Source organism: Cedecea sp. B1(4) (assembly GCF_059414925.1).
Map to the genome: position 1 here is coordinate 21,985 of NZ_JCAHMZ010000002.1, position 19,602 is coordinate 41,586.

Genomic DNA, 19,602 nt, shown 5'->3' on the forward strand with positions numbered 1-19,602 from the left:
TATCCGGATGCCTGTATAAAGGTTCCGCTTATCCGCGGCTACATCTATCAAACGTCGTATACGCTGAATCGCAAAGTCTATCGATATGGTTTTTTCATCGACAACAACGGATTAATCACCGAACTTGGCGGCGGGAAGTAACGTCTTTGCCTGAACCACTAACAGCAAAAAGCCCGCTTAAGTTTCCTTAAGCGGGCTTCTCAAATATGGCTCCTCTGACTGGACTCGAACCAGTGACATACGGATTAACAGTCCGCCGTTCTACCGACTGAACTACAGAGGAATCGTGTGAACGGGGCGAATATTAGCGGCGGCTCAGGGGCTTGTCAAAGGCAAAATCTCACCCTTAGGTGCGTTTGCGGAAACTATCAACATCTTGTTGCCTTTTCAGGCAATCAGAGACAAAAAAATCCTTTGCAGGATAACGATTTGTCACCCATTATTTGAAATGCCGTTTTATCTTTCCTTGCAGGTCCTCGCTTGAACTTACATGCAGTCCTTCGCCAGACCGTGGCGAAAACGCCGTGGTACGCCAAACGTAAGAGTTATCGGGTGCTGTTCTGGCGTGAGATAACGCCGCTGGCGGTGCCAATCTTCCTCGAAAACACCTGCGTGTTATTGATGGGCGTGCTCAGTACTTTCCTCGTGAGCTGGTTAGGGAAAGAGGCGATGGCGGGCGTAGGGCTCGCCGACAGTTTTAACATGGTGATCATGGCGTTCTTCGCCGCTATCGATCTCGGCACCACGGTGGTGGTGGCGTTCAGCTTCGGCAGACTTGATCCGGAGCGGGCGAGGGCGGCAGCCCGGCAGTCGCTGATCCTGATGACTATCGTGTCATTTGTGATGGCCGCAGGCATTCATCTGGCGGGCACGCACATCATCGATGTTATTGCCGGGAATGCCACGCCGGAAGTTAAAGCTCTCGCACTTTCTTACCTGCAAACCACCGTCTGGAGCTACCCGGCGGCAGCCATAGCGCTCATCGGTAGCGGTGCCCTACGCGGGGCGGGGAACACCAAAATCCCGCTGCTGATTAACGGCGGCATGAACATCCTCAACATCATCATCAGCAGCATTCTTATCTACGGCATCTTTGGCTGGGGCGGGCTGGGCTTTGTTGGCGCGGGACTGGGGCTGACGATTTCCCGCTACATCGGCGCGGCGGGCATTATCTTCGTGCTGATGATTGGCTTTAACCCGGCGCTGCGTATCTCGCTGAAAAGTTATTTTACGCCGCTCAACTGGGGCATTTTGTGGGAAGTGCTCGGCATCGGTATTCCGGCGAGCGTCGAGTCGGTGCTGTTCAACGGCGGTAAGCTGCTGACGCAGATGTTCGTTGCCGGGATGGGGACCAACGTGATTGCCGGGAACTTTATTGCCTTCTCCGTGGCTTCACTGATTAACCTGCCGGGTAACGCCCTCGGGTCGGCGTCAACGATCATCGTCGGCAGGCGGTTGGGGAAAGGGCAAATTGGCCAGGCCGAGCGCCAGCTACGCCACACGTTCTGGCTCGCCACCATTGGCCTGACAATTCTTGCGTGGGGAACCGCGCCATTCGCCGGGTTATTCGCCTCGTTCTACACGAGCGAAGATGACGTCAAAGAAGTCGTTAAAGTCCTGCTGTGGATGAACGCCGCCTTTATGCCAATCTGGGCCGCGTCCTGGGTGCTGCCTGCCGGGCTGAAGGGTGCCCGTGACGCACGTTTTGCCATGTGGGTTTCAATGGCGGGGATGTGGGGCTGCCGCGTTATCGCCGGTTACACGCTGGGGATTGTACTGGGCATGGGCGTCGTGGGTGTCTGGCTGGGGATGTTTGGCGACTGGGCGGTGCGCGGCGCCTGCTTCTACTGGCGAATGGTCAGCGGCCGCTGGCTGAAAAAATACCCGCGACCGCCGAAAGAACCGCTTACCGTTCAGGAATAAAGCGCCGTTTAGCGCTCAAAAGCCCCGGCAATGGCCCGCATGTCGTTGCCGGTTGGCGTCTGATGAATACGCAGGCCGAACTCGTCCACCACGGCAAAAATGTGGTCGAAGATGTCGGCCTGAATGCTTTCATACTCCGCCCAAACCACGGTGTTGGTGAAGGCATAAATCTCCACCGGCAATCCTTCGCTTTCAGGAGCAAGCTGGCGCACCATTAGCGTCATGTCTTTGCGAATACGCGGGTGGCTGCGAAGGTACTCATTCAGATAGGCCCGGAAGGTGCCTACGTTGGTCATCTGGCGCTGGTTCAGCACCGAGTCGTCGGCGTGCTGCTGGTTGTACTCGCTGATCTCTTTCCCGCGCTCCGCCATATACGGCTGTAGCAGTTTCGCTTTAAGTAGCTTCTCCTGCTCTTCCTGCGACAGAAAACGAATACTGGTGGTGTCGATGTTCACGCTGCGCTTGATGCGCCGCCCGCCGGAGGCTGACATGCCGCTCCAGTTTTTAAACGCGTCGGACACCAGCGCATAGGTTGGGATAGTGGTAATGGTGTTGTCCCAGTTACGGACTTTGACCGTCGTCAGGCCGATATCGATCACCGCCCCGTCCGCGCCGTATTTCGGCATTTCCAGCCAGTCGCCCATTTTTAGCATGCTGTTAGCAGAAAGCTGGATCCCGGCGACCAGGCCGAGAATCGGATCTTTAAACACCAACATCAGTACGGCGGCCATCGCGCCGAGACCGCTTATCAATATTGCCGGGGATTTGCCGATCAGCAGCGAAACCATCATGATGCCGACGACAATCGCGGCCAGCAGCTTCACGCCCTGGAAAATGCCTTTCAGCGGCAGCTGAGAAGCAAAGGCGAATTTCCCCGACAGACCGAAGATCACGTCCAGCAGCGAGAAGAAGGACATCAGCGCGTAGAGCATGACCCACAGTTGGGCGCAGGTGGTCAGAATGGTAGCCGCGTCGCTGCCTTTTTGCAGCCACAGCACCGCCTGAACGTTAACGATGATGCCCTGCAGCAGAAATGCCAGCCGCTGGAACAGTTTGTTCTGGGTGATTATCTGCAAAGAGAGGCTGGCGCTGGACTGCGCGCGCTTCTCAAAGGCACGCAGAACAATGCCGTGCAGAATAAAATGCACCACCAGCGCGGTAAGAAAAATGATGCCGAAAATGACTATCAGGGAAGTGGTGTGGCCGGGTTGAATGCCGTATTGCTCGAGGGCGGATATCAATTCCTGCATAACGTCTCCTTTAAAAACAAGAGGACATCATGCCCTCTGCGGTCCGCGGCCGCAACCCGGCTGTACAATTAATAGACATATTAACGCGCGATCCTTACAGAATTGTCTCAGGGCGGTTATGCTTAATGCATTCACATCATGTTAACTAACAGGGAAATTATGATTCGTTTCTCCACGCTGGCATTTGCCCTGGCGGCGGTCACGCAGAGTGCGATGGCCGTGACCTATCCTTTACCACCGGAAGGCAGCCGCCTGGTGGGCGCGCCTCTGACGATCACCGTGCCGGAGGGGAACAAAGAGCCGCTGGAACACTTTGCCGCTCAGTACGGGCAAGGGTTCAGCAATATGCTGGAGGCTAATCCGGGGGTCGATCCGTTCCTGCCCGAAGTCGGTACGCAGCTGGTTATTCCGCAGCAGGTGATTTTGCCGGATACCGTGCGGGAAGGGATTGTGGTGAACGTGGCGGAAATGCGCCTTTATTATTATCCGAAGGGCACTAATACCGTAGAAATCTTGCCGATAGGTATTGGCCAGGCGGGGCGCGAAACGCCGCGCAACTGGGTGACCCGCGTCGAGCGCAAACAGGATGCCCCGGCCTGGACGCCAACCCCGAATACCCGTCGCGAATACACCAAAGAGGGCAAAACGCTGCCGGCTTTTGTGCCGCCGGGGCCGGATAACCCGATGGGCCTGTACGCCATTTACATCGGCAAGCTGTACGCCATCCACGGCACCAATGCCAACTTTGGCATCGGCCTGCGCGTCAGCCAGGGCTGCATCCGCTTGCGCAACGACGACATCAAATTCCTGTTCGATAATGTGCCGGTCGGGACCCGCGTTCAGCTCATCGACCAGCCGGTGAAGGTGACCGCTGAGCCGGACGGCAAGCGCTGGCTGGAGGTTCACGAGCCGCTGTCGCGCAACCGCTCGGAGTTTGAGTCTGACAAGAAAGTGCCGCTGCCGATGACCACCTTATTGCGTAGCGAAACTCAGGCTTCAGGTGTAAATACGGATGTGGTGAGTGAAGCACTTAATCGCCGCTCGGGTATGCCGGTCCAAATAAATTCAGCCGCCACGGAAACAGGGCGACTGTAATAATCAGTAAGAAAAAGAAAAGCTCGCGTGTTGCGAGCTTTTCTTTTATTTGAATAATATTGCCGTAGCGTAAAGTTTATTATTTCCGCCTGCTGACGTGACTTTAAATGCGGTTGCCCCGGCCTGGCTGGCTTTATCGGCAAGTTTGTTAACGGCCTCGTCAAGCGTTGTGGCACCGGTGACTGAAACATAGCCCATGCGCTGGCCCGCGGTGGTTGACTGGACTTCGGTGGCGGCTAAAGCCGTACCGCTAAGGGCGGTAAATACGGTAAGGGCAAGGGCGGAATTAATCAGTTTACGCATCATAATAAATCTCTCAATGTGAATAATTAAACAAGGTTTCGGTTGATGCGTTGCATGTTAGGTTGCCGTCCGGGCAATGAACAGCCGGCATTATTGATGAAGACTTTCAAAAATTCTGGCTGGTAATATCCGGGTGTTATTGACTGTAAATTAATATCAGCCAGCTTAGTTTTTTCTTTCATTAATCTGCGGCAACGTGAAGTTTTCGCGCTCAACGGGCGGTGTATTCCGTGCTATCAGCGCAACGGACCGGGCGGTATATGCCAGGATTATTCCACCCTTCAAAGAAGGGACTGACCCGTACAGGAGAAGCATGTTGGAAAACAATCCACTTTCGGTGCTGGAGTATCTTAGAAAGAGGCTCAATAACAGCCTTTCAGCCGATGACATCATCCACATGAAGTACCCGACGGCGATATTGCAGTTGCTGAAATTTGAACTGTTGGATGTAGCCGAAGGTTGCGCCACGCCAGGCCTGAATGCAGACGTGGCGCTTCACGGCAATCAACAAGGCACGGTTCACGGTGGCATGCTGTGTGAGCTGGCAGATGCGGCTATCGGCACTACCCACTCAATGCTGAAGTCACAGGTGAAATTAACGGCGAAGGCATTCCCAGTGCACAAGGGCCACACCATCAGCCATTACTGCTGCGAGATTCAAAAAGAGGACGGCAAAATGGCGGCGGTGATTCACAGTACGGTGATGACGCTGCGGGGTGACAAAGCTCAGGGGCGCTAAGAGATTCATATATAAAAACCCTCACATAGAAATACTTAGGTGGGGGATATTATTTCTATTTGATTATGAGTGAAGTAAAGGACGCAATCTTTTCTTATAAAACAATCATAAGCATAAATTGCTTAACGTATGAAACTGCAAAATCTATTTTGTCTGCAGCCTTTTTTGGTGGCTTGTTCAGCTATTCATGGAATGCAAAAATATTGAGTTAATGATCTTTTGAACCTATACCGGATACAATCCTGCATTAAAAATGTACAAAGTTAAGTTCTTCTTTTCATGTGCCGATAAGAATAAATGGAAAGGCTGTACTATGACGGGCACCAGTAGCGCATATATTGGGCCTTGCCAGTCCCACAGGTTTTAACGATTGAGTCCACGAGATGTACATAGATAAATTTCTTACCGAATACGATGACTCGCTGACAGGTGAGTTGAATATAGATCCACTTGGGCAATTGGTTATTTGGTCATCCTGGGGGCAGCGCATTTTTCGCAGCCGCATTACCTCTATCGCTAATGATGTGCGGCAGTACACGCTGAATCTGCTGCATCACAGCGTAATGCGGCAGATCATGTCGGATGAAAGACTGCAAACCGCGGGCGCGATGAGAAAAGCGTACCCGAAAAAACAGGTGAGGGAATTCACTGCAGCCTGCCTGATTCACCTTGAGAATATCTACATTTATTCGATGATTGGGGCAGAAAAAAAAGGCGTTACTTTGACCGGCGTGCAGGGCATCAACAAAGCACGACCAAAGTGGAATGCGACAAATAATAACCCCAGGATACTATTTGGTCATGATGAAAACAGTGAGTTATTGACAAACCAGTTGGCTCTCGGGACTAACGGGCGCTACAAGTCGCCAATGATGAACATGCAGTTTTTCTCAACCGAATACTGCTACGATCTCCCGGATAATAAACCTGTCTGGCAGGCCGCAGAAGCATTTATAAACAGCGTGCCGGAACTGAAAAAATTACGTGCGCAGGCGTTAGCGTATTTAACGTCGCTGATGCAGGTCTCTAACAAAAGCGGTCTCGAGCCTGCCTGGGATAATATTCCTGCCGTGTTGAAAAACGCTTATGCGAAGGCATTCCGCGATCCTGAAACGGTAGGAAACTACTCGCAGGAGTTTTGGTTGCACAGAACAGAGCTGAATAAAAATGCGGCAGGGGCGATTTATCAGGTTCTGAAGCAGGAACGGAAGGGCAAGTCGAAACTTTCCACCGCGGAAGTATTTAGTTGTGCTATTCGGATTGCAGAGAAAATGCCGGAAATAGATGAGCATGAGCGAATGGCGCTGCAGCATATTAGCCGGGCTGAGCCGTTCCTGGCGCTTATCGACCTTATGTTCTCTGGCCTGCGCCGGCAAAGCAGTCAGACATTAGCATCATTCAGCCAGTTCTGGCATCAGCACAAACTTACCGCGCAAGATCTCCCACAACTGGCAGCCAAATTACAGCAGGATAATGAGCTTCTGGCCTCGCTTAGCGGTACGCCAGCCTGGCGTTTTCAACAACTTTTAACCCTGGCTAGCGCGCCAGAGCTTGAAGAGCAGGTGCGTGGCCTGTTGGCTTACCACCAGGCGCTGATGGCAGCACGCGGTCAGTTCCCGTGGCTGATACTGGAAGGGGATAACCTCTCTTTGCAGGTTCCACCGTTACAGGTGGATGCTGAGCGTACGAAGAGCGATTGGGTGAACCGTTATTACCTGCCGCAGTTCCGGCACCTATTGAGTGGATTGTGGGGGAACGCAGCATGAAGCTATTAGAAGCCTTCAAAAAACAGATTTCGCAGATGGGTAAGTTGAAGCACGTCTGGCTGACGACCTTCAACCTGGATATCGCCTTTGTTGAAACCTGGGTTCTGCCCGCTGTATTGGGGATAGACCCGCCCGTTAGCCGCATGGATTACGAGGCGCTACAGCGGGCGATGAATGAAAGCGGTATCGACTTCCGCATTTACTGCGACCCGCGGATGATGGCAAAAGATAAGCCCAAGCGCACTTCCGTAGCCGTGTATCCGGTTTCAGTTCGCGAACTTGCAAAGGGTGAGGCGCCGCTTGCGAAGTACCTGAATGAAAATAGCAGCCTGTTCCATCCCAAAGTTTTTTACCTTGAAGACGAGGATAAAAAAATCGTTGTGGGTGCCGGGAGCGCTAACCTGACCCTCAGCGGCTGGGGGCGTAATCAGGAAGCGGTGGATTTCCGCTGTATTGCCAACAACCAGCAATATCAGCAGGTGAAACAATTTTTCATCTATACGGATAGCGCTCTGGCTCATGACGACTTTTTCCCTGTTCGCCGTAAATTTGTCGGCAAGGATGATGACTGGTCATTTATACACAGTCTGGGGGGAGAGACGTTATTCGAAGCGTTGGCCAACGGACAATCATTGCGGGTACTCAGCGTTTGGTCGCCGTATCTTGCAGAAGACCTGTCCGGTTTCATTGATGAGTTTGAAGAGCCTGATTTGAGGTTTGAGCTGGTGCCCGATCTTGTCCACGGCCGTTATATTCGCACCCGATGGGATGCCCAACTTCAGGCGCTTATAGCCGATAACAGACTTGCGCTCTTCCATTCCCCGGTTGCCAGAGATAACCGTACCCTTATGACACACGCCAAGCTTTGGTTGGCGGAAAGCAGCGCGGGTAAAAGGTTGGCCATTGGCTCCTGGAATTTCACCCTACAGGGCTGCTGTAGTCTGGAAAAAACAGGCTGGAATGTGGAAGCCGGTATTGTTCATAAAGTGCCCCGTAACACCCAGATTTGCACCGACGAATGGGCTGTTGATGCCGATGATTTTGCCAGTGAAGAACTGCTGGAAGAAGAGAAACTGGAACCGGGGGATCTGCCTCCATTCGATCTTACCGTGATGTTTAACTGGGCTCGTTGTGAATATGAGATTACCGGAAAATGGTTCGGCTCCAGGAAAAATGAGGTCTATCAGCTGCTGTTGCCGGGTATTAATGGCCCGGTGGAACTAGTATGGAAAGCCAGAGGCAACGAACTTAAGCTCCCGCAAAAGTTGGTTGTCCTCAAGAGCGACGCCGTGCTGAACAGCCCGTTTTATTCCTTGCGAACGGAGGGCAAAACGGACTGGCAGGGTATGATAGTCGAAACGGGTACTGAGTACCGGCGTGCGTTGAGTTTCGCCTCTCTGGACGATCTTCTGAATAGCTATTTGAGTTCCGCAGACCCTGCGGCGAGTGAACGACTTATGCTGAGAGCCGCTGGCGCACAGGATGAGATGCAGGGTGAAGGTGAGGAGGAAATAGTCTCTTCGGACGCAATCAGCTATTTCCGGCTTTTCCAGGCGACTCAGCAACGACGGAACTGGCTTGCGCAGACGGAGAATGGTGCTCAGCTTTATCGCTGCTTATTTACCGAACCTGGCTGTCTGCAGGAGTTGGCAGAAATGGCCAGAGAGCGTGTTGAGCTGGCGAAAAATACCGTCTTCGACTGGTTTCTGGCTCAGGAGGTTAACAGCCTGGCTGCGCTGGCAAAAAAACGAGTCGGCAGCATTCGTCGTCACTGCGGAGCTGACGCTATCACAGTGGCGCCCCACCTGTGGGAGTCTTTGCAAGTTACCCCTCCCCGGTTGGAGGGCGATGCCGAAAGCCTGAGTTACATCACTGCCATCACAAAGGATTGCGGCTATGTCGAATAAGTTAAAAAAAATCATCACACCGATTGAAGTGTCTGCCGTAATGAACTTCGATGCTTCAAACCCACATTGGGAATACCAGCGTGAGGCGTCAAGCATGGCGGCTAAGCAGGCCGAAGGTGTGGCGGGGCTCTGGAACCTACTCAATAAGCATCGCCTGGCGTTACTTGCCGATGAAGTCGGTATGGGAAAAACCTACCAGGCTATGGGCGTTATGATGCTGCTATGGCTGGTAAAACCCGACGCGCGTATTTTAGTGATGGCTCCTAACACGACGCTTTGTAATAACTGGAAAACGGAGTTTGCTACTTTTACCCGGCAGCACTATCGGGCAGTGAACAATGTGTTTACTTCTCCTCAAGGAGAGGAAAAGTATGCTCCGCAAATCCACCCGCGATTAGAGGACCTGGTGGCTGCCGTAGAGCAAAAAAAACACCACTTCTACCTGACGACCATTCATTCATTAAGCGGGCTTGTGCCCCTGGATGAAAAAGAAAATGCCTCCAACGCTGCCAGGAATTATGCAGAAAATTATCGGCAGCAAATTAAGCATGCGCTGGGGGACGACGGGTTTGATCTGCTTATTATCGACGAGGCCCATTATTTTCGTAACCGGGGTGATTCTCAGCGTGCCGTAGCGGCGGAGGCCTTCTTTGGCAATGAGCAGGACAGGCTGGCCAGCAATGCTTTGCTGCTAACGGCGACGCCAAATCACTCTCTACCCCGTAATATATTCGACATCCTGAGCTATTTTAGCGAGCGCCCTAAAAGCTTTGATGAGAACGACGTTCGGGCATTAATGAAGCATTTTGCCATCCGCCGCCTACGTAAAATGCAGGGCAAAGAGGGCAATCACTGTAAGTATGAATACCGCCATGAGCACGCCAGCGCCGCGAATTTTAAGGGGCGGATGGATGCCGAGTTGTTCTTCGCCCTTTACCAGAAGCAATTGGTGCTGGAGCTGGACAAGGAGAAAAAGTCTGGGGGTGATAAGCGCATGCTTTACGGTTATCTCGAAGGGTTTGAGTCAACGGGGAGTACCGCTAGCGCAGAACAAATTCAGAATGGAAATAGCGATGAAAGAATCCATGAGGATTTTAACCACGCTCACGACTCGACGCTGTTAAGCAAATTGACCCGGCAGTTTCACGATATCTATCATCGTTTCCCCGATCACCCCAAATACGATGCGTTGGTTAAAGCCTGTATGGCGCACGATTTGTTCGACCACAAAGTGCCGCTGGACAGCAGTAAACATCTGGTGTTTGTTCGCCGGATCCCCTCTGTACGTGAAATTACTCAACGTATAAATGCACGTTACGACGAACAAATGGCAGAGCGGTTAATGCTTGCCTGGAAACTGTCCGAGAAAGAAAAGGCGGAGTGGCGGAGATCATCCTGGTCCAGGGAGGTGCTGGCTAAGCTCCAGCCCGGAAAACATGGGGAAGCGCAGGATCTGGACGATCCTTTGATGGAAGAGGGTGCGGAAGATGAATCCGATCCCAATAACGAGATAAAGCTCTTCAGTAAAATTGCTGACCTGTTTGTCATCAAAAATACGGGCCTGCGCCGCACCGACTGTACTAATGTCAGCCTGCGTTTTCGTCGCCCGGAAAGTCTGTTTTCTCTGTTTCTGGAGCCGGCTCTGAACGGTACAAACGGTGCATATCACTATTATTATCGTAAAACGTCAGGGGACCGGCATCGTGATAACTACGGAGATGCCGCTCGCGACGCCCGCGCCCAAAAATCTGGGCCTATGCCCGGAGTGAAATATACCCGGCCGCTGCCCACCGCTTGGGGATTGATGTTTGACCTCCTGCCTGAATCGGCAAAGCGGCAGTTGGTGCAATGGTGTGACCGCCCTGACGGGATGGCTATCATTGAAAACTTTGCCAACTATTTGCGTACCGGCTACCTGTTTGCCAGCCCGGTGATGATAGAACTTTATTGTTGGTTTACTGAATGTAACCACGAGGCACAGTGGGGCGATGTTCAGCAGCGCTACCAGCATTTTATTAAGTGGGTTAAGCCAAAGCTAAAAAACTCGCTGATGCTGCGCTACTTTGTGGATTCCATTGGAACGTTTGAAACCCTGTGCGTGAAAATTGTTGGGCAGAAGCTGGAAAATAACGAGTATAGCTGGCGGGAATTAACCAGCCTTAATAGCCCGGCATGGTATGCCAGCGGGCAGTCTGGCAACCGCGAACGCTTAATTCGTGGTTTTAATTCTCCTTTCTTCCCGAACGTTCTGGTGGCGACCTCGGTGATGCAGGAGGGAGTGAATCTTCATCTGCATTGTCACCAGGTGCACCATTATGGGATTGCCTGGACGCCGGGTGACAACGAGCAGCGAAACGGGCGCGTTGACCGTCTCTTTGGCCGCATCAACTCGCTGTTGCAGGAACAGGGGGAGGCCAGGATGAGCATCAATTATCCTTATCTTGAAGGCAGCTTCGATCAGGACCAGCTGGCTTCATTTATTCGCCATAAACACGGTGTTGAAGAGAAACTGGATAGCTGCGAATCCCACGATTTTGACCGCGAGATAGACTTACAGTCGGATACGCAGGGCTGGCGGCGCTGGTTACGGCAGCCATCAGATGACCGGCTTATTGAAGATCCCTATCCCGCAGAATTTGACGTGGAGTAGTGCTCAACAGAGAAGGCTGCTGAAAACTGCCTGAAGTTGTGAGGATGTTCAGCAGTGATGCGGCTTAGGGAAGGTAGAAAAAAACGCACGGAGGGGATCGCTCCGTGCGTCGGGTTATTGCTCGTCAGCTTCAGCGTGGCCGAGTCTTTCGAACAATAGCGAAGGCAAATTAAACCCCAAGGCGATCGCGAAGACTGTAGTAAGCCGCGCCCATCGCGGTAAACGGGATGCGGAACGTGCGGCCACCCGGGAACGGGTAATGCGGCAGGTTGGCGAAGGCATTGAAGCGCTCCGCATCGCCGCGCAGCAGCTCTGCAATCAGGCGGCCGGCCAGGTGGGTATAGGTCACGCCGTGCCCGCTGCAGCCCTGACTGTAGTAAATATTCTTATCCAGACGGCCCACCTGCGGCAGGCGAGACAGGGTCAGCAGGAAGTTCCCGGTCCAGCTGTAGTCAATCTTCACGCCTTTCAGCTGCGGGAAGGTTTTCAGCAGGTTTGGCATCACCAGGCGTTCAATATCCGCCGGGTCACGGGCGCCGTACACCACGCCGCCGCCGTACAGCAGGCGGTTATCGGCGGTCAGGCGGTAGTAATCCAGCAGGTAGTTACAATCTTCCACACAGTAATTTTTTGGGATCAGCGAGCGGGCGAGATCTTTCCCCAGCGGCTCGGTGGTCAGTACCTGCGTGCCGCACGGCATGCTGCGCTTCGCCAGTTCAGGTTCGAGTTTATTGCCGAGGTAAGCGTTCCCGGCGACGATCACGTACTTCGCCGTGACCTTGCCTTTCTCCGTGCTGACGATGGCCGGGCTGGCGTGCTCAATGTGGGTCACCGGGGACTGTTCGAAAATGCGCCCACCGTTCAGGCGAATTGCATTAGCCTCGCCAATGGCCAGGTTGAGCGGGTGAATATGGCCGCCGCTGTGGTCGAGCAGAGCTCCGACGTAGCGGTCGCTGTTCACTTCCCGCTTCAGTTCGCTGGCGTCCAGCAGTTCAAGCTGGGTGTTGCCGTAGCGCTCCCAGTTGGCCTTTTGCTCTTCGAGGGTTTCCATTTGCTTATGGTTCATCGCCACAAACAGGCCGCCCGGACGATAATCGCAGTCAATCTGGTAACGCTTGATGCGCTCGCGAATAATTTCCCCGCCTTCGAACATCATACTGCCGAGCATTTTGGCTGCTTCCGGGCCATAGCGGCGCTCAATCACGTCGATGTCGCGGCTGTAGGAGTTCACCAGTTGCCCGCCGTTGCGCCCGCTGGCACCGAAGCCGATGCGCGCAGACTCCAGCAGCACCACGTCATAACCCATTTCAGACAGATGCAGCGCAGACGAAAGGCCGGTATAGCCGCCGCCAACCACGCACACGTCGCAGGTCACGGATTCATTCAGCTGCGGGAACGGCTCATAGTGGTTGGCGCTGGCCGCGTAATAGCTGGTGGTATGTTCAGTCATGATGAAGGCTCCAGGGCAATCCAGATGGTTTTCAGTTCGCTAAATTTCTCAAGGGCATGCAGGGATTTATCGCGGCCGTTGCCGCTCTGCTTGTAGCCGCCGAACGGGACGGTCATATCGCCGTCGTTGTAGTTATTGACGAAAACGGAACCGGCTTTAAGGCTGCGGCTCATACGGTGGGCGCGGGAGAGATCCCGGGTCCACACGGCAGCACCGAGGCCATAATCGCTGTCGTTGGCAAGGGCGAGCGCCTGGGCTTCGGAGGTGAAACGGGTAACGACGAGCACCGGGCCGAAGATCTCTTCCCGGCCCACACGCGCATCCGCCGCCGTATCGATAAAAATCGTCGGGCCGATAGCCGCCGGATGAGTGTTGTTCCGCCCGTCGAGCGCCAGCTTGCCCTGGCTTTCCCCGTCGCGAATAAAGCCGTGAACGTTGTCGGCGTGGGCGCAGTCGATCAGTGTCCCCATGGTGGTTTCCGGGTCGAGCGGGTTGCCGGGCTGCCAGTTTTTCGCCTGCTCTTTCAACAGGGCAATAAACTCGTCGGCGATGCTCTCTTCCAGCAGCAGGCGAGTCCCGGCGATGCAAACCTGGCCCTGGTTATAGAAAATACCGGCGGCGGTGGTTGCCGCGGCTTTGTGCAGATCCGGGCAGTCGGCAAAAACGATATTGGCGCTTTTCCCGCCGGCTTCGAGCCAGACGCGTTTCATGTTGCTGTCGCCCGCATCTTTCAGCAGCTGTTTGCCGGTGCGGGTGGAGCCGGTGAAGGTAATCACGTCCACGTCCGGGTGCTGAGCCAACGCCTGGCCCGCTTCGTGACCAAACCCGGTCACGACGTTAAACACGCCGTCCGGCAGGCCAGCTTCTTTAGCCAGCGCCGCAAGACGAATTGCCGACAGCGGTGATTTTTCAGAAGGTTTAAGGATCACGCTGTTGCCCGCCGCCAGTGCGGGGCCGAGCTTCCAGCAGGCCAGCAGCAGCGGGAAGTTCCACGGCACAACGGCGGCAATTACGCCAACGGGTTCGCGCACAATCAGCGCCAGTTCGTTGACGCCGGTGGTGGCGACTTCACCGTAGACTTTGTCGATGGCCTCGGCGTACCAGCGAATAGCTCGGGCGCTGCCCGGAATATCATCGCGCAGGCTATGGCGAATAGGCTTGCCGGTGTCGAGCGTTTCCAGCAGCGCCAGCTCCTCGCAATGCTGCTCCATTAAATCCGCCAGCCTGCCGAGCACGGCTTTGCGTTTGGCCGGGGAAGCCTGTGCCCAGTCGCCGCGATCAAAGACATCACGGGCGGCCTTCACCGCAATATCGACGTCCGCCTTTTTGGCTCGCGCCACTTCGGCAAGGTCACGCTGGGCAAAAGGGTCGACGGTGTTAAATGTTTCGCCGTCCTGCGCCGCGCAATATTCGCCGTTAATAAACAATCGCGTTTCCGGCGAGGTATTTTGGGCTTTCTCCTGCCAGTAATTAAGATGCTGAAAGTCCATGATGACTCCTTTTATTCAATCGGATAAATGGCCTTACTGGGTTCTTCAGGCAAATTTGGGCTGCAAAAAGCCCCAGGAAATAAGTCCTGTTAAAAAAGGTTTTGAAATAAGGCCTGATTACTCAGGCCTGAAAATAATTAGAACGTGGTGGGGGTATGGGCGCTGATAATGCGGCAGATGCCTGCCGAGGTGTTGCTGAAGCTGTGCGGCATGCCGGTATTAATGGCATAGCTTTGCCCCGCAACCAGGTGCCAGGTCTGGCCGTTTACGGTCAAAACCACTTCACCTTCCAGTATCGTGCCTGTCTCCTCACCCTGGTGTTTGATCCTCTCGCCGGTGGTGGTTCCCGGCTGATAGGTCTCAATGATCATCGCCAGCGTACGGTTAGGATTCCCATTGTGTATTAATTTCATTGAAACACCCTGACTGCCTATTTCAATCAGATCGTCGTAATTAATCACGACCTGCGGCTCATCAGGTTTTTCCGGTTCCGCGAAGAACTCGGAGAGCGACAGCCCGTAGACTTTCAGCAGCTTCTGCAGCGTACTGATAGCAGGACTGACTTTGTCCTGTTCTATGGTGCTGATGGCGCTATGCGTTAATCCAGACAGTTCGGCGGCACGACGTTGAGAGAGACCCAGTTGCTGGCGGATCGCTGACAAACGTTTACCCGGCGCCAGGCCGTCATCGCTCATAATGGCATTTCCTTAACGGTAGTGGTCAGAGCCGCTGCTTTTCAGCGAGGTGGTTCTGACTGGCGGTGATAAAACCCTCAAGCAACAAACGCGATAGTGCATATTCGCTACTGTTCCATTCCGGATGCCACTGAACCCCGAGGGCAAAAGGATGATCGTGAACGCTTGCAGCCTCCACCAGACCATCCTGCGAGCGCGCCTCGACGCGCAGCAGCGGACCCAGCGTTTTCGCTCCCTGGCCATGTAATGAATTCACCCAAAACGTGTTGCAGCCCGGTATCAACTGCGAAAGCAATCCTCCCTCATGAACCTGGACTTCGTGTGATGGGGCATACTGCTGCTCCACCGGGAGTTCCGGATCTTCACGGTGCTCCAGAAATTCGGGACGATCGCTCAGGCGACGATACAGAGTCCCGCCGGTGGCGACAACAAGTTCCTGTAAACCCCGGCAGATGGCGAAAATGGGGATGCGCCTTTTGAGCCCGGCGGCGATAAGCGCCATGCTCAGTTCATCACGCCCGGGGTCGGCGTCAGGCTCATCGCCGTTTTCACCATAGAGGTGCGGCTGCACGTTGCTGGGGCTGCCCGGCAGGAAGATCCCGTCCAGTTTTGGCAGCAGCGCTTCCAGCAGTTCCGGCTCTGCCAGCGCGTGAGGCAGGGCAATGGGCAAGCCGCCCGCATTCAATACCGCATTCAGGTACTTTTCTTGCAATGTTTGGGTCAGATGACCCTTAAGCCTGTTTCTGCACATCACAACGCCGATTAACGGCTTGTCAAATATATCGACCATGATCAACCTCACATTCTGGACTAAATTATTTCCAAACGATTCCATGTTGGCCATTTCCGTTCAATATTTTCTCAACTTAGCAGCGGTTTAACTGTCTTGCAAACTTAAATTAACATTTGACAAACATTTTGTTTCACACCATTGTCGATGAGTGGACATTATATTTAACGGTCGACATCAGCGACCGGCATCCAACGCAACGGCGGTGAATCATGGAAACCAATATCGTAGAAGTTGAGAATTTTGTTCAGCATTCCGAAGAGAGACGAAGTAGCGCGTTTGCACGCGAAGTGAATACCTTCCTTGAACGTTATCCCAATACCCAATATGTCGATGTCCTGCTCACTGACCTGAACGGCTGCTTCCGGGGGAAACGTATTCCGGTGGCCGGGCTGCGTAAGGTAGAGAAGGGCTGTTACTTCCCAGCGTCCGTGTTTGCCATGGATATTCTCGGGAACGTAGTAGAAGAGGCCGGGCTGGGGCAGGAGCTGGGCGAGCCGGACCGTCGCTGCGTGCCGGTGCTGGGCACGCTGACCCCTTCGGCGGCTGACCCGGAATTTATCGGCCAGATGATGCTGACCATGCTGGATGAAGATGGCGCTCCCTTTGACGTTGAGCCGCGGAACGTGCTGAACCGACTCTGGCAGCAGCTGCGCCAGCGTGGTCTATTCCCCGTGGTAGCGGTAGAGCTGGAGTTCTATTTAATTGACCGCCAGCGCGACGCCGAAGGCTACCTGCAGCCGCCCTGCGCGCCGGGCACCGACGATCGCAATACCCAAAGCCAGGTCTACTCCGTCGATAACCTTAACCACTTCGCCGACGTGCTGACCGACATCGACGACCTGGCCCGCCTGCAGCTGATCCCCGCCGATGGCGCGGTGGCGGAAGCCTCGCCGGGGCAGTTCGAAATCAACCTGCACCACACCGATAACGTGCTGGATGCCTGCGATGATGCGCTGGCGTTAAAACGCCTGGTGCGAACTGTCGCCGAGAAGCATAAGATGCACGCCACTTTTATGGCGAAGCCTTATGAAGAGCATGCGGGCAGCGGGATGCATATCCACATCAGCGTGCTGAATAACAAAGGTGAAAACGTGCTGGCGGACGCCGACGGTGAAGACTCAGCGCTGCTGAAGCGCGCGCTGGCGGGCATGATCCACCTGATGCCTTCTTCTATGGCGCTGCTGGCCCCGAACGTAAATTCATGGCGCCGTTTCCAGCCGGGGATGTACGTCCCGACTCAGGCGTCGTGGGGGCATAACAACCGCACCGTGGCGCTGCGTATTCCTTGTGGCGACAGAGACAACCATCGCGTGGAGTATCGCGTGGCGGGGGCGGATGCCAACCCGTATCTGGTGATGGCGACTATTCTGGCCGGGATTTTACATGGGCTGGATAACGATCTGCCGCTGCAGGAAGAGGTAGAAGGCAACGGGCTGGAGCAGGAAGGACTGCCGTTCCCGATCCGCCAGAGCGACGCGCTGTGGGAGTTCACCCAGAACGATCATCTGCGCGACCTGCTGGGCGAGCGTTTCAGCCACGTTTTCCATGCGTGCAAGCACGATGAGCTGGTGCAGTTTGAGCGTTTAATCACAGAAACTGAAATTGAGTGGATGTTGAAAAACGCCTGAGTGTGGCGCCTGCCCGGCAGAGCTTACGTGGCCGGGCACGCGAATAAATAAGTAGCATCATACGGACTGAGCGGAGCCAGGCCGGACGTTTTGCAGGGCAACCTGCCATTTCCCGAAGTCGCGTAATGGAGCGCGGGCGGCAACGGGTCTTCAGTTAACGACAATGTGTACGACGAGGAAATGAAATGATGCAGATGCAAATGTTTAAATATCCGCACGGCGAGGGCGAACGCTGCTGCCGTATCGACAACGACGGGCCAGTGGCCTGCGTGAACCCCATTGCCGTTCCCCGACAGTTACGATTAACCCCCAGGCTAAGCAGGTTTGCCCGAACGAACAACGTTTCGCAAACCTGTATTCGCGTGGGGGGACATCGTCATGGCGACTAACTCTTCCGCAGATATTGTTTCGCAGGCGGGAAAACCGCAGCTGCGTAAATCTCTGAAACTCTGGCAGGTGGTGGTGATGGGCCTGGCCTATCTCACGCCGATGTCGGTGTTCGATACCTTCGGGATTGTGTCCGGCATTAGCGACGGCCACGTCCCGGCATCCTACCTGCTTGCACTGGCGGGCGTGCTGTTTACCGCCATCAGCTACGGCAAACTGGTGCGCCAGTTCCCACAGGCCGGGTCAGCTTATACCTACGCCCAAAAGGCCATTAGCCCGCACGTAGGCTTTATGGTGGGCTGGTCATCGCTGCTGGATTATCTGTTCCTGCCAATGATTAACGTCCTGCTGGCAAAGATCTACCTTTCGGCACTGTTCCCGGAAGTCCCGCCGTGGATTTGGGTGGTAGGTTTTGTCTGCATCCTGACGGCGGCCAACCTGAAGAGCGTCAATCTGGTGGCGAACTTCAACACCCTGTTTGTGCTGGTCCAAATCGCCATTATGGTGGTGTTTATCATTTTGGTGGTGCAGGGGCTGCACAAAGGCGAAGGCGTGGGCACCGTCTGGTCGCTGCAGCCGTTTATCAGCGAAAATGCGCACCTGATCCCGGTGATTACCGGCGCGACGATAGTCTGCTTCTCGTTCCTCGGCTTCGATGCGGTGACCACGCTGTCGGAGGAAACGCCTGATGCGGCGCGCACTATCCCGAAAGCTATTTTCCTGACTGCGGCCTACGGCGGCATTATCTTTATCGTTGCCTCGTTCTTTATGCAGCTGTTTTTCCCGGACATCAGTCGCTTTAAAAACCCGGACGCAGCGCTGCCGGAGATTGCGCTGTACGTTGGCGGCAAGCTGTTCCAGTCGATTTTCCTCTGCACCACCTTCGTTAACACTTTGGCATCCGGGCTGGCCTCCCACGCCAGCGTTTCCCGTCTGCTTTATGTGATGGGGCGCGACAACGTATTCCCGGAAAAATACTTCGGCTACGTGCACCCGAAATGGCGCACCCCGGCGCTGAACGTGATCATGGTCGGTATCGTGGCCCTGTCCGCGCTGTTCTTTGACCTGGTGACGGCGACGGCGCTGATCAACTTTGGCGCGCTGGTGGCCTTTACCTTCGTGAATCTGTCGGTGTTTAACCACTTCTGGCGTCGCGAAGGCCGCAACAAAACCTGGCGCGAGAAACTGCACTACCTCATTTTGCCGCTGATTGGTGCGGCGACGGTGGCGGTGCTGTGGGTGAACCTGGAAGTCACGTCCCTGACGCTTGGACTGGTGTGGGCGGCGGTCGGTATTCTGTATCTGGCCTTCCTCACCCGGCGCTTCCGCAGGCCACCGCCGGTGTTTGACGCCACTAAGGCCGAACGTGCCTGGGAGTGAGGGAAGGTTGCGTTAGAGAAGAAGAAGCCCGCTGAATTCAGGCGGGCTTTTCTCTATATTATGCTCACCCTCTTTGGATATATCCTTATTGGTAAAGAGAGTGGGCCGGTACGGACGGATAAATAATTGCTGTCTTAATTATTTCC

At 54.4% G+C, this 19,602-nt stretch carries 15 protein-coding genes, 1 tRNA gene and 1 pseudogene; 10 read left to right on the top strand and 7 right to left on the bottom strand.

The window, feature by feature from the left end; genetic code table 11:
- Positions 1-141, top strand: a pseudogene (locus ACR6JA_RS03515) (lipoprotein); the annotation flags it as partial.
- Between the two features lie 66 nt (positions 142-207).
- Here ACR6JA_RS03515 and ACR6JA_RS03520 read toward each other — a convergent pair.
- A tRNA-Asn gene (locus tag ACR6JA_RS03520) sits at positions 208-283 on the bottom strand.
- 197 nt (positions 284-480) lie between these two features.
- Here ACR6JA_RS03520 and ACR6JA_RS03525 point away from each other — a divergent pair.
- On the top strand, positions 481-1,923 hold the full coding sequence (locus ACR6JA_RS03525; RefSeq protein ID WP_494492886.1) for an EmmdR/YeeO family multidrug/toxin efflux MATE transporter: 1,443 nt from the start codon (positions 481-483) through the stop codon (positions 1,921-1,923).
- Between the two features lie 8 nt (positions 1,924-1,931).
- On the opposite strand, the gene ACR6JA_RS03530 is transcribed toward ACR6JA_RS03525, so the two are convergent.
- Entirely contained in the window at positions 1,932-3,173 is a 1,242-nt protein-coding gene (locus tag ACR6JA_RS03530; protein WP_039304511.1) for a mechanosensitive ion channel family protein, read from the bottom strand.
- A gap of 159 nt (positions 3,174-3,332) precedes the next feature.
- Here ACR6JA_RS03530 and ldtA point away from each other — a divergent pair, with 159 nt between their 5' ends.
- Positions 3,333-4,268, top strand: a complete 936-nt coding sequence (gene ldtA, locus ACR6JA_RS03535) for a L,D-transpeptidase (protein WP_494492887.1) — start codon at positions 3,333-3,335, stop codon at positions 4,266-4,268.
- A 45-nt stretch (positions 4,269-4,313) separates the two neighbouring features.
- On the opposite strand, the gene ACR6JA_RS03540 is transcribed toward ldtA, so the two are convergent.
- Positions 4,314-4,574 carry a YdgH/BhsA/McbA-like domain containing protein gene (locus ACR6JA_RS03540; RefSeq protein ID WP_213712423.1) on the bottom strand — a complete coding sequence of 87 codons (261 nt, stop codon included), beginning with the start codon at positions 4,572-4,574 and terminating at the stop codon, positions 4,314-4,316.
- A gap of 310 nt (positions 4,575-4,884) precedes the next feature.
- Between ACR6JA_RS03540 and ACR6JA_RS03545 the strand changes: the two genes are divergently transcribed.
- The 4 genes from ACR6JA_RS03545 to ACR6JA_RS03560 all read left to right on the top strand — a co-directional run bounded on the left by ACR6JA_RS03545 (position 4,885) and on the right by ACR6JA_RS03560 (position 11,633).
- Positions 4,885-5,310, top strand: a complete 426-nt coding sequence (locus tag ACR6JA_RS03545; RefSeq protein ID WP_494492888.1) for a PaaI family thioesterase — start codon at positions 4,885-4,887, stop codon at positions 5,308-5,310.
- Between the two features lie 383 nt (positions 5,311-5,693).
- Positions 5,694-7,076 (top strand): hypothetical protein, encoded by a 1,383-nt coding sequence (locus ACR6JA_RS03550; RefSeq protein WP_213712419.1) that lies wholly within the window; start codon positions 5,694-5,696, stop codon positions 7,074-7,076.
- Positions 7,058-8,983 (top strand): phospholipase D family protein, encoded by a 1,926-nt coding sequence (locus tag ACR6JA_RS03555; protein WP_349773462.1) that lies wholly within the window; start codon positions 7,058-7,060, stop codon positions 8,981-8,983. The genes ACR6JA_RS03550 and ACR6JA_RS03555 overlap by 19 nt, the downstream gene beginning before the upstream one ends.
- Positions 8,973-11,633, top strand: a complete 2,661-nt coding sequence (locus ACR6JA_RS03560; protein ID WP_494492889.1) for a DEAD/DEAH box helicase family protein — start codon at positions 8,973-8,975, stop codon at positions 11,631-11,633. Before ACR6JA_RS03555 ends, ACR6JA_RS03560 begins: the two co-directional genes overlap by 11 nt.
- Before the next feature lie 169 nt (positions 11,634-11,802).
- Here the strand turns inward: ACR6JA_RS03560 and ACR6JA_RS03565 are convergent, their stop codons facing one another.
- From ACR6JA_RS03565 to puuD, 4 genes are all read right to left on the bottom strand, one after another.
- The gene (locus tag ACR6JA_RS03565) at positions 11,803-13,083 is read right to left on the bottom strand and encodes an NAD(P)/FAD-dependent oxidoreductase (protein WP_213712416.1); all 1,281 of its coding nucleotides are present in this window, start codon (positions 13,081-13,083) and stop codon (positions 11,803-11,805) included.
- Positions 13,080-14,573, bottom strand: coding sequence for an aldehyde dehydrogenase PuuC (gene puuC / locus ACR6JA_RS03570; protein WP_494492890.1), 1,494 nt, complete (start codon positions 14,571-14,573; stop codon positions 13,080-13,082). Before puuC ends, ACR6JA_RS03565 begins: the two co-directional genes overlap by 4 nt.
- Positions 14,574-14,710: 137 nt before the next feature.
- Positions 14,711-15,268: an HTH-type transcriptional regulator PuuR gene (gene puuR, locus ACR6JA_RS03575; RefSeq protein ID WP_008454961.1), complete on the bottom strand. Its 558-nt coding sequence runs from the start codon at positions 15,266-15,268 to the stop codon at positions 14,711-14,713.
- Positions 15,269-15,293: 25 nt separating this feature from the next.
- A complete protein-coding gene (puuD, locus tag ACR6JA_RS03580; protein ID WP_008454959.1) occupies positions 15,294-16,058 on the bottom strand; it encodes a gamma-glutamyl-gamma-aminobutyrate hydrolase in 765 nt (254 codons plus the stop codon).
- A gap of 212 nt (positions 16,059-16,270) precedes the next feature.
- On the opposite strand from puuD, the gene ACR6JA_RS03585 reads away from it, so the two are divergent.
- The 3 genes from ACR6JA_RS03585 (at position 16,271) to ACR6JA_RS03595 (ending at position 19,456) form a co-directional block, all read left to right on the top strand.
- Positions 16,271-17,689 carry a glutamine synthetase family protein gene (locus ACR6JA_RS03585; RefSeq protein WP_061278439.1) on the top strand — a complete coding sequence of 473 codons (1,419 nt, stop codon included), beginning with the start codon at positions 16,271-16,273 and terminating at the stop codon, positions 17,687-17,689.
- Between the two features lie 185 nt (positions 17,690-17,874).
- Positions 17,875-18,078, top strand: a complete 204-nt coding sequence (locus ACR6JA_RS03590; RefSeq protein WP_157141374.1) for a hypothetical protein — start codon at positions 17,875-17,877, stop codon at positions 18,076-18,078.
- Positions 18,068-19,456: an APC family permease gene (locus tag ACR6JA_RS03595; protein WP_008454957.1), complete on the top strand. Its 1,389-nt coding sequence runs from the start codon at positions 18,068-18,070 to the stop codon at positions 19,454-19,456. The genes ACR6JA_RS03590 and ACR6JA_RS03595 overlap by 11 nt, the downstream gene beginning before the upstream one ends.
- Positions 19,457-19,602: the final 146 nt, after the last annotated feature.